Source organism: Cronobacter dublinensis subsp. dublinensis LMG 23823, from assembly GCF_001277235.1.
GTDB classification, from domain to species: Bacteria; Pseudomonadota; Gammaproteobacteria; order Enterobacterales; family Enterobacteriaceae; genus Cronobacter; species Cronobacter dublinensis.
In genome coordinates this window covers 1,005,326-1,020,223 of record NZ_CP012266.1, presented here as the reverse complement: position 1 = coordinate 1,020,223, position 14,898 = coordinate 1,005,326, and the positions used below count along the sequence as shown (strand labels likewise).

General features: G+C 59.3%; 14 protein-coding genes. 9 read left to right on the top strand and 5 right to left on the bottom strand.

From position 1 onward, the window contains the following. Position 1 precedes the first annotated feature (1 nt). From AFK67_RS04685 to AFK67_RS04675, 3 genes are all read left to right on the top strand, one after another. Positions 2-1,414, top strand: coding sequence for a cytochrome ubiquinol oxidase subunit I (locus AFK67_RS04685; RefSeq protein ID WP_038884103.1), 1,413 nt, complete (start codon positions 2-4; stop codon positions 1,412-1,414). After that, positions 1,407-2,414, top strand: coding sequence for a cytochrome d ubiquinol oxidase subunit II (locus AFK67_RS04680; RefSeq protein ID WP_038884105.1), 1,008 nt, complete (start codon positions 1,407-1,409; stop codon positions 2,412-2,414). The genes AFK67_RS04685 and AFK67_RS04680 overlap by 8 nt, the downstream gene beginning before the upstream one ends. A gap of 310 nt (positions 2,415-2,724) precedes the next feature. After that, a complete protein-coding gene (locus AFK67_RS04675) occupies positions 2,725-2,877 on the top strand; it encodes a Hok/Gef family protein (RefSeq protein ID WP_007753358.1) in 153 nt (50 codons plus the stop codon). A 117-nt stretch (positions 2,878-2,994) separates the two neighbouring features. Here the strand turns inward: AFK67_RS04675 and zapE are convergent, their stop codons facing one another. Then, positions 2,995-4,023, bottom strand: coding sequence for a cell division protein ZapE (gene zapE, locus AFK67_RS04670; protein ID WP_007720494.1), 1,029 nt, complete (start codon positions 4,021-4,023; stop codon positions 2,995-2,997). 207 nt (positions 4,024-4,230) lie between these two features. On the opposite strand from zapE, the gene eat reads away from it, so the two are divergent. The 3 genes from eat to eutC are packed head-to-tail and all read left to right on the top strand — an operon-like array spanning position 4,231 to position 7,790. Then, a complete protein-coding gene (gene eat / locus AFK67_RS04665) occupies positions 4,231-5,610 on the top strand; it encodes an ethanolamine permease (protein ID WP_007720495.1) in 1,380 nt (459 codons plus the stop codon). 9 nt (positions 5,611-5,619) lie between these two features. Then, positions 5,620-7,008, top strand: coding sequence for an ethanolamine ammonia-lyase subunit EutB (locus tag AFK67_RS04660; protein WP_007720496.1), 1,389 nt, complete (start codon positions 5,620-5,622; stop codon positions 7,006-7,008). Continuing rightward, a complete protein-coding gene (gene eutC / locus AFK67_RS04655) occupies positions 7,005-7,790 on the top strand; it encodes an ethanolamine ammonia-lyase subunit EutC (RefSeq protein WP_038884107.1) in 786 nt (261 codons plus the stop codon). The genes AFK67_RS04660 and eutC overlap by 4 nt, the downstream gene beginning before the upstream one ends. A 23-nt stretch (positions 7,791-7,813) precedes the next feature. Here eutC and lpxP read toward each other — a convergent pair whose 3' ends face one another. The 3 genes from lpxP to AFK67_RS04640 all read right to left on the bottom strand — a co-directional run bounded on the left by lpxP (position 7,814) and on the right by AFK67_RS04640 (position 11,069). Then, entirely contained in the window at positions 7,814-8,737 is a 924-nt protein-coding gene (gene lpxP / locus AFK67_RS04650; RefSeq protein ID WP_007720497.1) for a kdo(2)-lipid IV(A) palmitoleoyltransferase, read from the bottom strand. 849 nt (positions 8,738-9,586) lie between these two features. Further along, a complete protein-coding gene (locus AFK67_RS04645) occupies positions 9,587-10,114 on the bottom strand; it encodes a P-loop nucleotide/nucleoside kinase family protein (protein WP_007720499.1) in 528 nt (175 codons plus the stop codon). Positions 10,115-10,313: 199 nt separating this feature from the next. After that, a complete protein-coding gene (locus AFK67_RS04640; protein ID WP_038873938.1) occupies positions 10,314-11,069 on the bottom strand; it encodes a DeoR/GlpR family DNA-binding transcription regulator in 756 nt (251 codons plus the stop codon). A gap of 83 nt (positions 11,070-11,152) precedes the next feature. Between AFK67_RS04640 and AFK67_RS04635 the strand changes: the two genes are divergently transcribed. Together AFK67_RS04635 and AFK67_RS04630 are read left to right on the top strand one after the other, a co-directional pair. Next, positions 11,153-11,737, top strand: a complete 585-nt coding sequence (locus tag AFK67_RS04635) for an NUDIX domain-containing protein (protein ID WP_007720502.1) — start codon at positions 11,153-11,155, stop codon at positions 11,735-11,737. A gap of 10 nt (positions 11,738-11,747) precedes the next feature. Further along, complete coding sequence (locus AFK67_RS04630; protein WP_007720503.1) at positions 11,748-12,107, top strand: hypothetical protein; 360 nt, start codon at positions 11,748-11,750, stop codon at positions 12,105-12,107. Between the two features lie 57 nt (positions 12,108-12,164). Here AFK67_RS04630 and AFK67_RS04625 read toward each other — a convergent pair whose 3' ends face one another. Continuing rightward, the gene (locus AFK67_RS04625; RefSeq protein WP_038884108.1) at positions 12,165-13,382 is read right to left on the bottom strand and encodes an EAL and HDOD domain-containing protein; all 1,218 of its coding nucleotides are present in this window, start codon (positions 13,380-13,382) and stop codon (positions 12,165-12,167) included. Between the two features lie 890 nt (positions 13,383-14,272). On the opposite strand from AFK67_RS04625, the gene AFK67_RS04620 reads away from it, so the two are divergent. Beyond that, entirely contained in the window at positions 14,273-14,893 is a 621-nt protein-coding gene (locus AFK67_RS04620) for a carbonic anhydrase (RefSeq protein ID WP_007720506.1), read from the top strand. The last annotated feature ends 5 nt before the right edge of the window (positions 14,894-14,898 follow it).

The window sequence follows — 14,898 nt, the reverse complement described above, 5'->3', positions numbered from 1 at the left end:
AATGATAAGTCCGGAAACCGCGCTGCTGCTGGCGCGCAGCCAGTTTGCCTTCACTATCGGGTTTCACATCGTGCTGGCGGCGCTGACGATGGGCCTCGCGCTGTGGCTGATGCTGCTGGAGGGCCTGTGGCTGTGGCGCAGGCAGCGCGTTTACCTGAACCTCTATCAATACTGGTGCAAGGTGTTTGCGCTGAACGTCGCGGTGGGCGTGGTGACGGGCGTGCTGATGGAGTTTCAGTTCGGCGCCAACTGGGGCGAGCTCTCCAGCCGGGCCGGGGCGGTGATAGGCCCGCTGATGTATATGGAAGTGCTGGTGGCATTTTTCCTCGAAGCGGGCTTTATGGGCGTGGTGCTGTTCGGCATGGGCAAAGTGCGCCCGTGGGTGCATTTTCTCGCGACCTGCGTGGTGGCCGCGGGCTCGCTGTTCAGCGCCTTCTGGATACTTGCCGCGAACTCATGGATGCAGACGCCCGCCGGTTTTATCATCGGGCCCGATGGCCGTTTTCAGCCCGTCGACTGGTGGGCCGTTATCTTTAACCCGTCCTTTCCCTTCCGGCTTACCCATATGTCCATCGCCGCGCTACTGTCGACTGCCTGTCTGGTGGCCGCCGTCGGCGGCTGGCATCTGCTGAAACGCCCCGATGAGCCGGGCGCACGGCGGATGTTCTCCTGGGGGCTGTGGCTGCTGCTCGTGCTCGCGCCGGTGCAGGCGGTGGTGGGCGACCTGCATGGCGAAAACACCCGCGATCATCAGCCGGTGAAACTGGCGGCGATGGAAGGCAGCTGGAACCCACCCCCGCCCGGCGAAGGCGAGCCGCTGCGGCTGTTCGCTATTCCGGATATGCAGGCCCGGCGCAACCATGCTGAAGTGGCCATCCCGTCCGCAGGCTCGCTCTACCTGCGCCATAATCTCACCGGCGTGATCCACAGCCTCAATCAGTATCCGCCGGATGAACTCCCGTGGGTGCCGGGCGTGTTTTTCGCGTTTCGCGCAATGGTGGGGCTTGGCTTTCTGATGATGTTCGCGGGCGTCGCCGGGCTGGTGGTGCGCCTGCGAGGCCGGTTGTGGGACGCGCGCTGGCTGCAACGCGGCATGGTGGCGATGGCCCCTGCGGGGCTTATCGCGATGCTCGCGGGCTGGGTCGTCACGGAAACGGGCCGCCAGCCGTGGACCATCTACGGGCTGCTGCTGACCCGCGACAGCGCCTCGCCCGTGGCGCCCTCGCTGGTGCTGGGCTCGTTTGGCGCGATTGTCGCGGTCTATCTGCTGGTGTTCGGCCTCGGCCTGTGGTTTATGCTGCGCCTGCTCGCCAGACCGCCCGGTGAAGCCGGGCCTGACGCCAACCCCGCGGTGGCGGCGCAAACCGGCCGCGGCATCGCGCCGCAGAGCCTGCGAGAGCGCGCGGATGACTGAATTGCTGTTGTCTCTCCCGCTGTTAACGCTGCTCTGCGCCGTCGCGCTCGCCGCGGGCGTGCTGATTTATGTGCTGCTCGACGGCGCGGATCTCGGCGTCGGGCTGCTCGCGCCGTTTCACTCGTCGCAGGCGCGCCAGCAGATGAATATTTCTCTGCTACCGGTCTGGGATGGCAACGAAACCTGGCTGGTGCTGACCGCCGGCGCGCTACTGGCGATGTTTCCCGTCGCCTTCAGCATTCTCTACAGCGCGCTCTACCTGCCGGTCTATATCATGCTGCTGGCGCTGATCGTGCGCGGCATGGCGATTGAGTACCAATCGCTGCACCCACGGCTCTTCGATGCGCTGTTTATCATCGGCTCCTGGCTTGCGAGCCTGAGCCAGGGCGCGACGATGGGCGCCTGGGTGGAAGGCATTACGCATGACGGCGCGACATTCACCGGCGGCGCGATGGACTGGTTATCGCCATTTTCGGCCTACTGCGCGATAGCGCTCAGCGTCGGGTACGCGCTGCTGGGCGCCTGCTGGCTTATCTGGCGCGGCGAAGGCGAGCTCAACGCCTTGGCGCGACGTCAGGCGATGTGGCTTGCGCCGCTCACCGCCGCGCTGCTGGCGGGGTTGCTTATCTGGACGGTGCAACTGAATGAGGCCTACCGGCTCCATTTGCAGGCGTGGGCATGGAGCGGGCCGCTGGCCGTCACCGGGCTGCTGGCGTTCGCCGGACTTATTGCGGCCCTGCGCCAGCGGCGCGATTTCCTGCCGCTCGCCATGACGCTGGTGTTATTTATGGTCGCGTTCGGCGCGATGCTGCTCGCCGTTTTTCCGTTTATTCTGCCGCCGAAACTGCTCCTCACCCAGGCCGCCGCGCCGCCCGCCACGCAAAAGCTGATGCTGGCCGCCTTCGGCGTCTTCGTGCCCGTTACGCTTATCTATAACAGCTGGGGCTTCTGGGTATTTCGCGGCAAAATTCACGCCGCGCGCGACGATGACCGCCCCTGACAGCGCCGCGCGGAAAACAGAAATAAGAAAAAGAATAACAGGAACCCCTAATGTGAATATTCGCGGCGCGAAAGCGAAGTGAATATTCACTCGGGTAGTTTTTAAAGAAACCCAAAAAGGAAACGATTTTACCGGGGTAAAAGAAGCGTATTATTCGCGGCGGGTGCCTGAAGCTTTTTGGTTTCAGGCATTGTGCAGGTTCCCAAAAAGATGAAGGCCCCGAGTTAATTAACTTAACCCGAGGCCGACACATGAACCCGAACAGTTCATATGTTAGCCTCTTACTCGCCTCACGGCAAGGAGAATGGCTATGAAGGACAATACTTTTATCTGGTGCGTTATTATTGTCTGCGTGACGCTATTAATGTTCACCACCCTCTCACGGGAAACGCTTTGCGAGCTGCGCTTGCGGGGCGCGAGCATGGAGGTTGTCGCTTCACTGGCTTGTAAATCCAGAGAGTAAGCGTCTGACGCGGGGAGCAATCCCCGCGATTTGACTGGCGGTTTTATGCCTCTCAGGCACCCTTTTTTATCACGCCTTATTATTATCGCCTTAATACGCGCGCGCTTTATTATTCCGTTAACCCGTAACAGGAGCCTGTATTATTGGTAATTGCGAAAGCCGGCTGGCGGTGCGGCCAATATCGTCAAGCGCCACGCCGTCAATAATCTCCGCCACCTTATATTCACTGGCGACAAATACCTGCCGCTGTTTATCATAGAGCACGTCAATAAGATTAATAAACCGCTGCTGCGCGGCCGGATTAACCTGCGCGAGCCGCGGCACCGCGTCAATAAACCAGCAGGAATACGATTCGCAGAGCGTTAAATAATCCATTACGGCCGTCGTCGCTTCGCATAATCCCGCAAAGGTAAAGTGCAGTATCTCGCCCGGCGGCGAGGCGGCATAAAACGTGTGATACCCCGCCGCGACGGCAAATTCGCCGTGGACGACAGGCAGCCCGAAAGCCTCGCGCTGGGCAACAGTTCCGGGATAGAGCCACGCGCCCTGGCTGAACGGCCCGGCGTCGCTTGCGGCAGTAAGACGGTAATCGCGCTCGCCGTTGAGCGCGAAAATCGTCATTTCGCGCTCAATAAGGGCAATCGACGGCACAAACAGCTCGTGATAAAGCGGGTGCGCCAGCAGCTCGCGCGGAGAATAGTTGGAGGTCAGGATAAGCGTGATGCGCATCGACAGCGCTACCTCCAGCAGCTTTTTCGCCAGCATCGCATCGCCCGGATCGTGCAGGTGGAATTCATCAAAGCAGAGCAGCCGCGCGTCGCCGAGCAGCTCACGCAACGCCGCCTCCAGCGGCTGATGCATCATGCACTGATGCAGTTCACGAAAGAAATCATGAAAGTGGGCGCGTTTTTTCGCGGCGCACGGCAGCGAGGCAAAAAAGCTATCGACGATAAAGCTTTTGCCGCGCCCCGGTCGGCCCCAGACATAGAGCCCGGCGAAGCGCGCACGGTCCGCCAGCAGCGGGGCCGCGAGCGCCTCCAGCGCCGCGACCAGCTGCGCCTGATCGGCATCCAGGCGCAGCGCATGCTCCTGCGCGCGCTGGCGCATGACGTCGCTAAACGAAAAGGGTACGGCGGTCCCGGCCATCGTGACGGCTCCATATGTAAACAAAATGTTATTAACCCACAACCCGCACGCTTTTTCAAAGCCTGTCGCACGATTCACCAAAGCAGCGCACTGTCAGCACCACGCTGGCGCATGCAGACCTGGCGGCCCCGCGCCGTGCGGGCCTGCGCGGCTGGTACGCTCTTTGCAGCGCTCGCCAGGTCTATCCGTCGTCTTACGAGGTGAGGTATGAGCGAACAGCAGGCAGGGTTAAAACGCACGCTGGGCAGTTTCCGGCTGTGGGGCATCGCGGTGGGGCTGGTGATTTCCGGCGAGTATTTCGGCTGGAGCTATGGCTGGTCTCAGGCGGGCACGATGGGCTTTCTGGTGGTGGCGCTGGCGATTGCCGCCATGTATTGCGCGTTTATCTTTAGCTTTACCGAACTGACGACCGCCATTCCGCACGCGGGCGGGCCGTTCGCTTACGCCTGCCGGGCCTTTGGCCCCACCGGGGGGTTTATCGCGGGCTTCGCCACGCTGGTAGAGTTTGTGTTCGCCCCGCCTGCCATCGCGATGGCCATCGGTGCTTATCTTAACGTGCAGTTTCCGTCGCTCGACCCGAAATGGATCGCCTGCGGCGCTTATGTCATCTTTATGACGCTCAATATTCTCGGCGTCGGCATCGCCGCCACTTTTGAGCTTATCGTCACCCTGCTCGCCATTTTCGAGCTGCTGGTGTTTATGGGCGTGGTTGCACCAGGCTTTTCATGGAGCCACTTTACCGCGCACGGCTGGTCGGGGGCGGAGAATTTCAGTAGCCTCGCTCTGCCGGGTATGTTTGCCGCCATCCCCTTCGCCATCTGGTTTTTCTTAGCCATTGAGGGCGCGTCGATGGCCGCGGAAGAAGCGAAAGATCCGCAGCGCACCATTCCGCGAGCGCTCGGCGGCGGCATTATCACCCTGACGGTGCTGGCGCTCGGCGTGATGATCTTCGCAGGCGGCGTCGGCGACTGGCGCGCGCTCGCGAATATTAACGATCCGCTGCCGCAGGCGATGAAAACCATCGTCGGGGCCAACAGCGGCTGGCTGCATATGCTGGTGTGGCTCGGCCTGTTTGGCCTGGTGGCGTCGTTTCACGGCATTATCATGGGTTATTCACGGCAGATTTTCTCGCTGGCGCGCGCAGGCTTTCTGCCGGCGGGCCTCGCGGCTGTCCACCCGCGCACCCGCACGCCGCACCGGGCGATCCTCGCGGGCGGCATTGTCGGGATTGCAGCTATCTTCTCCGATTCGCTGATCACCATAAACGGGATGTCGCTCACGGCCAGCATCGTCACCATGTCGGTGTTTGGGGCTATTGTTATGTATATCGTCTCGATGGCCGCGCTGTTTAAGCTGCGGCGCAGCGAGCCGCATCTGGCGCGGCCTTTCCGCGCGCCGCTCTGGCCGCTGGCACCCGCGTTCGCGCTGGGTATGGCCCTGCTCTGCCTCGTGGCGATGGTCTGGTTTAACCCGGCGCTGGCCGCGATTTTCGCCGTGATGATGCTGGCAGGCTACCTGTGGTTCCGGCTGACCGCCAGCGCGCGGGCCGCCGCCGCCGTTGACGCCCAGCTACGCGTCGCCTCATAAGGAGCGCTTGTGTATCGCACTACGCTTACGCATTCGACATACCGTTTCGACAGCCTGAAAACGCTGCTGGCGAAAGCCACGCCCGCGCGTTCGGGCGATATGCTGGCGGGCATCGCGGCGCAAAGCGCCGCCGAGCGAATGGCGGCGAAGATGGCGCTGGCCGACGTGCCGCTGCGCGACATCCTCGATAACCCCGTCATCCCGTATGAGCAGGATGAGGTGACGCGGCTGATTATCGACACTCATGACCGCGACGCCTTCGCGCCGGTCAGCCATCTGACGGTCGGCGATTTTCGCGACTGGCTGCTGGATGAGTCGACCACCAGCGAGACGCTGGCGCGGGTAGCGCCGGGCATCACGCCGGAGATGGCGGCGGCGGTCAGCAAATTAATGCGCAATCAGGATCTGATCCTCGCCGCCAGCAAATGCCGCGTGGTGACGCGCTTTCGCAACACCATCGGCCTGCCGGGCCATTTAAGCGTGCGCTTACAACCGAATCATCCGACGGACGACCTGCGCGGCATCGCCGCCAGTATGCTCGACGGGCTGTTCTACGGCAGCGGCGACGCGGTGGTCGGCATTAACCCGGCGAGCGACAGCCTGCCGGTGCTGGAGCGGCTCAACTATATGCTGGATGATGTCATCAGCCGTTTTGAGATCCCGACGCAGTCCTGCGTGCTGACGCATGTGACCAATACGCTCCAGCTTATCGAGCGCGGCGCGCCGGTGGACCTGGTGTTTCAGTCAGTGGCGGGCACCGAGGCGGCGAACAGCGGCTTTGGCATCAGCCTGGCGCTCCTTCAGGAGGCACACGAGGCGGCGCTGAGTCTCGGGCGCGGCACGCTCGGCGACAACGTGATGTATTTCGAGACCGGCCAGGGAAGCTGTCTTTCTTCAAACGCGCATCACGGCGTCGATCAGCAGACCTGCGAGGCGCGGGCCTACGCGGTGGCGCGCCACTTTAAGCCGCTGCTGGTCAACACCGTGGTGGGGTTTATCGGCCCGGAATACCTCTATGACGGCAAACAGATCATCCGCGCCGGGCTTGAGGATCACTTCTGCGGCAAGCTAATGGGACTGCCGCTCGGCTGCGACGTCTGTTACACCAACCACGCCGAGGCGGATCAGGACGACATGGACACGCTGCTGACGCTGCTTGCCGCCGCCGGGCTGACGTTTCTTATCGGCGTGCCGGGCGCGGACGACATTATGCTGAATTACCAGAGCACGTCATTTCACGACGCGCTCTACATCCGTCGCCTGCTGGGCCTGAAGCACGCCCCGGAATTCGCCGCCTGGCTTGAGAAAATGCAGATAATCAACGCCCAGGGCGACCTGCGCCTGACCGGCGCGAACCATCCGCTGTTGACGGCGCTGCCGCAGGGGGAAAACGTATGAGCATCCACGACAGCTGGGAACTGCTACGCCAGTTTACCGACGCCCGCATCGCGCTCGGGCGCAGCGGCGCGAGCCTTCCTACCGATGAGGTGCTGAAATTCGGTCTGGCGCATGCGCAGGCGCGCGACGCCATCCATCAGCCCTTCGACAGCGAGCAGTTGCGTACCGCGCTGGAGGCGCTCGGGCTTGCGACGCTTACCGTGCACAGCGCCGCGCCCGATCGCGCCACCTATCTGCACCGCCCGGATCTGGGCCGCCGTCTGGATGACGAGAGCCGCGCGATGCTGAGCGCGCGTAAACGCGACGCCGATTTGCTGCTGGTGATTGGCGACGGGCTCTCATCCCACGCCGTGCACCGCCAGTCGGTCGGGTTTATCCGCGCCCTGCTGCCCTATATCGACACGCTCGGCTTATCGCTTGCGCCCGTGGTGCTGGCGCACCAGTCGCGGGTGGCATTAGGGGATGATATCGGCGAGGCGCTGGGCGCGCGGGCCGTCGCGATCCTGATTGGCGAGCGCCCCGGCCTGTCGTCGCCGGATAGCCTCGGGGTCTACCTCACCTGGCAGCCGCAGCGCTCGCGTATTGAGTCCGAGCGCAACTGCATCTCCAATATCCGCCCGGAAGGGCTGCCGTGGGAGGCAGCGGCGTTTAAGCTCGCCTGGCTGCTGGAGCAAGCGTTTTTACGCAGGCTCACCGGCGTGAAGCTCAAGGATGAGAGCGATAACCCGGCGCTGCATGGCGTGGTGAAACCGCGATTAAGCCAAAAAAAAGCCCCGCACTGAGCGGGGCTTTTTTATTAAGCGAATTAAGTGTAGAGCGACGCTTCACCTGCCGGGCGGGTTTTGAAGCGGCGGTGGATCCAGAGATACTGCTCCGGCGCGCGCAGAATTTCGCGCTCGATAACCTTGTTCATGTAACAGGCCGCGGCGGCTTCGTCTTCGCGCGGATAACCCTGCAACTCCGGCTGGATAATCAGCTTATAACCGCTGGCGTCGGGGTTGCGGATCATCACAATGGTCAGCATCGCCGCATTGCTCAGGCGTGACAACACATAAGTGCCGCGCGTGGTCGCCGCGTTATTGACCGCGAACAGCGGCGCGAAGGTGCTGCCGCGCGGGCCGTAATCCTGGTCCGGCGCGAACCAAACCGCTTCGCCCTGCTTCAGCGCGTGCACCATGCCTTTGAGATCTTTACGGTCGATCATCGCTTTGTTGGAACGCATACGCCCTTTGGTCTGCGCCCATTCCATCGCTTTATTATTGTGCGGGCGGTACATCGCCATCATCGGCTTGCACAGCCCCATCACGCGACCGCCCAGCTCCAGCGACATAAAATGCACGCCGATGACGATAACGCCGCGCTGCTGCGCGTTCGCCTGGTGCAGATGGTGAAGCCCTTCAACGTTAAACCATTTTTTGATGCGCGCGTCCGACCAGAACCAGGCCATGCCGGTTTCCAGCAGCGCCATGCCGAGCGACAGAAAGTTTTCCTGAATCAGCTGCTCTTTTTGCGCCTCGCTGAAGTTCGGGAAGCACAGCTCAAGGTTGCGACGCAGGATTTTTTCACGGCGCTTGAGAAAGCGGCGCGAGTTGCCGCCGAGGAACGCGCCTAAGCGCATTAGCAGCGGATGCGGCATCTGCACGAGCAGCCACAACAGGCCGAGCCCGAACCAGGTAAACCAGTAACGCGGATTCAGCAGCGCGCGGGAAAACGGCATGACATTTTTCATAAAGCACCTTTATGCACAGCGGTGTATCGCATAAAGAAGCCGTTCCGTAAGCGGTACAAACCAGACAGAGAATGATTCAGCAGGGATAATGCCTTCCTGCTACAAAATAAAATACGGGGAGGTAAAAAAGAAGATGCGCCGTAATGGCTCCCGGTTTGAATTAAAGTAATGTCAGAATGTGAATAAAAAGTGGCCTTTTCATGAATTCTGAAACATTTCGCCGTATTACGTGGTAATTTCTGGCGACAGCCGCAGCAAAACGCCGCAGTGAGTAATATTAACCCGCTAATGATAACAACCTTAATTAACTGAAACTGGCTCCAGCCTTTGGGGCATTCTGCGGCTGGTAATTTGCATCGTCTTGTATTTGAAACATATTTGTAACGCAGTGCGGTGTGGTTCAGCACGTTATCAACTACAGCGATGACGCTAAGCGTCAGAATGACGGCTTTGCGCGCGAAAAGATAGCGTAATTTTGTAAAGAAAGCGATGGAATTATGGAGAACGGGTAAAAATAAAACCTTTAGGAATAATACCCTCGCTATTTACTTTTACGACATAATGGCGTTATCCGCCGGGTATTATTTCCCGGCACGTTATTATACTGGCTAAAAATAATGCCTTAATCCGAAAATGGCCCAGTAAATCGCCGAGGCCCCCAGATACGCCCAGCATCCCCAGTACGCGAGCGGCTCACGGTCACTTTTCGCGCGCGGTAAAAAAGCAAACAGATAACAGGCCGCTGCAATTAACGATACAAAATAAAAAAACTTCATGCCGTCCCTCCTGAAATTATCCGCATAACCGTTTTCGGACGTCGTCATTCACAGAATAGACAGCTTTGCCCGGTTATGCGCAGTTTCCGTCCGGGGCCTCGCGGTGCGCCACAATGTTAAACCCCTCTTGCGCGCCAGGCGGAACGAAATAGCGCGTTACCTGCGCGAACTGGGCGTCCGTGGCGGCGAAATCGTGCCCACCCTGCTGGTTACGGCGACGCAGACGCGCCAGGCAGACCGCGTCCGGCACATCCAGCCAGTGCAGCTCATGCGCTGCGCCGCTGGCGTCAATCAGATTTTTCATCCAGGCGCGGCTCTGCGGCGTGTTAGCCGGGAAATCAAGCACCAGGCTCAGGCCGGCGTCAAGCAGCGCGGTGAGATGCGGCGTCATCGCTTCGCGAAGCCGGGCGGCGAAACGGACATAATCGGCGACCTCCGTCATCTCCGGGCCATAAAGCCGCGCAAGCCAGACGTCCTCACTGACGATCACCGCGTTCGCCTCGCGCGCCAGCGCGGCGGCGAGCGTCGATTTCCCTGCGGCGATTTTGCCGCACAGCAGATAGAGCGTCGGTCCGGGTTTACAGGAAAGCGTGTGGGACATCGTCAGCCTCGCAGCAGTGGCCTGCAAGGCGCCCGCCCTGCAGGCGGGTAAGCGATACGCGTTATCCCTCCGACCAGAAGGCGGTGCGAATAATCGCGGCGATAACAGCGTGTGGGAGTCGGTTCATGCCTTCACGCTAACAGGCGGGCATTTTCCAGGCAATGCCCGCCTGCCAATCCCACCGATTCCAGGGGGCGCGTTACGCCTTTAAGACCGTCACGCCCTGCGCGGCAAACGGCGCGAGCAGGCTGTCGGCGGTGTCGCCTTCCACCACCAGCGTATGGATAAGCGAGATGTCGCCGATGCAGAACGCGGAAGCGGCATTGAGCTTTTCACGCGAGGCCATAACCACCGTTTCGGCCGCGCGCGAGGCCAGCGCGCGCTTCACGCACGCCTCTTCATAGTCGCCGGTGCTCAGGCCCGCGTCGGCGCGAATGCCGGTCACGCCCATAAAAAACAGGTCGGCGCGCAGATGGCTCATCGCCTCGATAGCCGCCGCGCCCACCGAGACGATGGAGTGTTTAAACAGCCGCCCGCCGATAAGGATCACCTCAATACGCGGATGCTCCACCAGCAGCAGCGCGATGCCGGGGCTGTGGGTGATGACGGTAATCGCGAGATCCGGCGGCAGGCATTTCACCAGTTCGCTGGTCGTCGTGCCGCCGTCGAGCATCACAATCTGTCCCGGCTCAATCAGGGCTGCGGCGCGCCGGGCTACCGCCCGTTTGGAGTCGAGCGACAACTGGCTGCGGCCCGCGAAATCCACCACCGCCGCCGATGCCGGTAACGCGCCGCCATGCACGCGTTGCAGACGGCCTTCGGCGGAGAGCTCGCGCAGATCGCGCCGTATCGTATCTTCCGAGACGTTAAACCACTCGCTGAGCGCCCGGGACTGCACCTGCCCTTCTGCCGCCAGTTTTTCCAGGATGAGTTTTTTACGTTGTGACGTCAGCATACGGGTTTCCTGTTGCACGATATTTCTTGACCATGCACGAATATGCACGTTATGTTGCCAATTCTACCTGTGGAGACGCCATCATGCCATCTGTTCGTGAAAAAGTACGCATTATCGGGACGCAAACCCTGTCTGACGACTGGTATGTGCTGAAGAAATATACCTTCGATTACCAGCGCCGCGACGGTCAGTGGCAGCGCCAGAGCCGCGAAGCCTACGATCGCGGCAACGGCGCGACCATCCTGCTGTATAACCGCGCCGAGCGCTGCGTTGTGCTCACCCGCCAGTTTCGCCTGCCGGTTTTCCTTAACGGTTACGACGGGCTGCTGACCGAAACCGCGGCGGGCCTGCTCGATGACGCCGAGCCTGAAGCGCGCATCCGGGCGGAAGCCGAAGAAGAGACCGGCTATCTGGTGGAAAACGTGGAGAAAGTGTTTGAAGCCTATATGAGCCCCGGCTCGGTCACGGAAAAACTCTATTTCTTTGTCGGCGAATACCATCCGACGCGCCGACGCGGCGCGGGCGGCGGGGTCGCGGAAGAAGGCGAGGATATCGAGGTCGTAAAAATGCCCATCGACGAGGCGCTGCGCGCGGTGCGCGACGGCGAGATAGTCGATGCCAAAACCATCATGCTGCTGCAATACGCGGCGCTGAACGCACTGATTTAAGGATACGACGATGAGCAAACTGATTCTGGTGGCAGGCCCGTGGCGCAGCGGCACCAACGGCGATGAAACCCTGATGCGGCAGAACCTGGCGCGCCTTGAGCAGGCGGCGCTGGCGCTGTTTGAGCGTGGCCATGTGCCAGTTATCGGCGAATGGCTCGCGCTGCCGCTCGCCGGAGCAGCTGGCAGTGAGAAGCCCGGCGATGCGATAAGCGAGCGGTTTTTGTATCCGGTCGCACACCGTCTGGTGGCGAAATGCGACGCGGTGTTGCGCCTGCCTGGCGCCTCCGGGGGCGCGGATCGTGATGTGGAAATTGCCCGGGAACATGGGCTAACGATTTACTTTTCGCTGGAGGACGTGCCGCAGGCGTAATGCCTGAAGTTGCACGTTTGGCGCCGCAACCGGCAGGTTCGGGCGACGGCGCCGGTATTAAATAATCCTGTCGCCCCACTCCACCGCTTCGAGAAACAGCTGCTGCACCTGCGCTTCGCTCATATTGAGCTGTTTCATCCCCTGCGTGACGCCCTGCCAGTGGTTCTGCTCGTAGCCTTCGTAGAGATCCAGCAGCGCGCCGAGCGTACCGCTGCGGTTCAGCAGCGCCTCGCGCACGATGACCGGTACGGTTATCTGCTCCAGCAGTACCGCCATCGGCACGCTCAGAATAATATCCAGCCGCGAGAACAGCCCGGCGATAAAGGCGTCGTTTTCATCGACGCTCGCGCCCGTTTGCGCAACCGCCATTTCGCAAAAGCGCCCGCAGGCGAGGCTGTAGTTAAACAGCTCGGTGACCGCAGGCTCGCTGCTGTGGGTGACGGCCAGAATCGCGATAAACCGCCGCAACTCGCTGAGCCCTAAGAAATAAAGAATATTACGGAAGGGCAAAACATCCGCATTGGCGTGGTGGTTGATTTTATATTTGATGTTATTGACGTAGCGCATCAGCTTGTAGGTAATCGCCACATCGCGGCTGATGAGCTCTTCAATTTTGCGCATATCCGGATTTGCCGACACCACTTCATTGAGCAATTGCAGAATAAACATCTGCTGCTCCGGCAATTTACGGGTCTTGATCATTTCCGGCTCGCCATAAAAATAGCCCTGGAAACGCTGAAATCCCATCTCTTTGTAGAGGGTAAATTGCTCGCGGGTTTCGACTTTTTCAGCCAGTAATTTGCGGTTGCTAATATTATTGTCACGAATAAAGCGTGCAATTTGCTCCGGTGTTAATGCCTGAATATCGAATTTAATAATGGTGACATACGGCAGGAAATTCGACCACGCCTCGCTCAATCGAAAGTTATCAAGAGCAAAACGAAAGCCTTTGTAATACATCTCCCGTACCATTTTTAACAGCTCGGGTTCCGGGGCCGCGTTCTGATGGATCTCAATCACCACTTTTTCCGCCGGCAGCGTTTGCGCCAGGCCGTTGACGATCATCTCATGCGGAAAATTGATATAGGACGTGTGCGGTCCCACCAGACGTTGCAACGGCGTGACAAGGAATTGCTCCGCCAGCAGATGGTTGGTGGCGTATTCTTCCGTTACCAGCGGAAACGTATTGGTCAATCCATTGCGATAAAGCAGCTCATACGCGACGGTATTAAGCGCAGCGTCAAAGATTGGCTGCCTGGCGATAAAGGAATACATATTCACCTCCAGTCTGGTATTTACGTAGCATCCCTGGCGAAAACGCAGTTTACGCTGAAGCTCACGGCCCGCAGACATTTTTAACGCGGATTTTATGAAAAAATATGATGATGGTTAAGTTTTATCTTATTCATCGACTCTGGTCGGCGCAGTCTTGCTCACGTATCGCTGTTTTTTTATTCGATCCGCCGAAATAATAGGTTATTTTCTCTACGCTTTTTTTTAGCGGTAATAAACTTTTATTTTGTTGTCATAAAAAAATCGGTTTGCGTACCCGCTAAATTTCAGGGGGAGAATAGGTTGCGCCGCTCTCGATTGCAGGCGACAGGCGCGTATGCAACGGCCGGGTCAGCGACACAAACCCGCGCGCCGCCGCCCGACCATATCCCTCTCAGCCGCAAGCACCTCGCGCGCGGTCATTCCGGGCACTCGAAAACGCAGGTTCTTAACCGCGTTCGGCAAAAGAAGCCTGTCGATATCTCACCCCAAAACATAAACAATGCTTATCATCAAAAGAAAGCGTTATCGGAAAACAAAAGACGAGAAGCAATATATTCTCGCAGAAAACCACGCGCCCACGAATTTTAAAAGATGCTTTTCTTATCCACGTTATAACAAAGACTTACTCAGGCTGACTATCACCAGACTCATCATTTCATGATGAATTACTTTTTGTTTCTGTTATAGCCACTCGCATTTGCTTACCCAGAATTTTTAAAACTTTACAAAGCTGATAAACCTTTAAACTTTAATTTCTCTTATAGGAATTTCCTGAGGCATAAATATCGCTGAATAATGCTACTTATTAATTTCGCCGTAGCGAGCTCACGGAGAATGCCCGTCACGGGCCGTCGATATTCGCTCGTTGGATCCCTCATGGAGACCGTATTTTGACCACCCTAAAACCTCTTCTGGCCAAAAACCGTAGCTGGGCGCAGCAGCGTCTTCAACGGGACCCGGATTACTTTGACAAACACCGCGATCAGCAGCAGCCGCACTCGCTGTGGATTGGCTGTTCCGACAGCCGTGTACCGGCGGAAGTGCTCACCGGCTCTCACCCAGGCGAGCTGTTCGTGCACCGCAACATCGCCAACATGGTCGACCCGGACGACGATAATTTTATGAGCGTGCTGCAATACGCGCTGCACTACCTGAAAGTGAAACGCATCGTGGTGTGCGGCCATTACGGCTGCGGCGGCGTGCAGGCGGCGCTGACCCTGCCGCAGATGTCGCTTGCCCAGGAGTCTTCTTCGCTGGCGCGGCGTATCAGCCACCTGCGCGAGGCGCTGTCGCAGCATATCGCCGGGCGCGACGCGTCGCCGCCCGATACGCAAACCCTGAATCATCTGGTGGAAGCCAACGTCATCGCGCAGTTCAACCGTCTGGTGCAGACCCGCACGGTGCGCAACATCTGGCGCAGCGGTCAGGAGCTGAACGTGTACGGTTGCGTCTATGACCTGGCCTCCGGCCATCTGGACATGCTGACGGAACAAACGGGGGAGGAAGCATAATGAAC

Bases quoted from the DNA above. Each gene is read 5' to 3' on its own strand.
- AFK67_RS04685 (WP_038884103.1), top strand. From the start codon at position 2: ATGATAAGTCCGGAAACCGCGCTGCTGCTGGCGCGCAGCCAGTTTGCC.
- AFK67_RS04680 (WP_038884105.1), top strand. From the start codon at position 1,407: ATGACTGAATTGCTGTTGTCTCTCCCGCTGTTAACGCTGCTCTGCGCC.
- AFK67_RS04675 (WP_007753358.1), top strand. From the start codon at position 2,725: ATGAAGGACAATACTTTTATCTGGTGCGTTATTATTGTCTGCGTGACG.
- zapE (WP_007720494.1), bottom strand. From the start codon at position 4,023: ATGGCCGGGACCGCCGTACCCTTTTCGTTTAGCGACGTCATGCGCCAG.
- eat (WP_007720495.1), top strand. From the start codon at position 4,231: ATGAGCGAACAGCAGGCAGGGTTAAAACGCACGCTGGGCAGTTTCCGG.
- eutC (WP_038884107.1), top strand. From the start codon at position 7,005: ATGAGCATCCACGACAGCTGGGAACTGCTACGCCAGTTTACCGACGCC.
- lpxP (WP_007720497.1), bottom strand. From the start codon at position 8,737: ATGAAAAATGTCATGCCGTTTTCCCGCGCGCTGCTGAATCCGCGTTAC.
- AFK67_RS04645 (WP_007720499.1), bottom strand. From the start codon at position 10,114: ATGTCCCACACGCTTTCCTGTAAACCCGGACCGACGCTCTATCTGCTG.
- AFK67_RS04640 (WP_038873938.1), bottom strand. From the start codon at position 11,069: ATGCTGACGTCACAACGTAAAAAACTCATCCTGGAAAAACTGGCGGCA.
- AFK67_RS04635 (WP_007720502.1), top strand. From the start codon at position 11,153: ATGCCATCTGTTCGTGAAAAAGTACGCATTATCGGGACGCAAACCCTG.
- AFK67_RS04630 (WP_007720503.1), top strand. From the start codon at position 11,748: ATGAGCAAACTGATTCTGGTGGCAGGCCCGTGGCGCAGCGGCACCAAC.
- AFK67_RS04625 (WP_038884108.1), bottom strand. From the start codon at position 13,382: ATGTATTCCTTTATCGCCAGGCAGCCAATCTTTGACGCTGCGCTTAAT.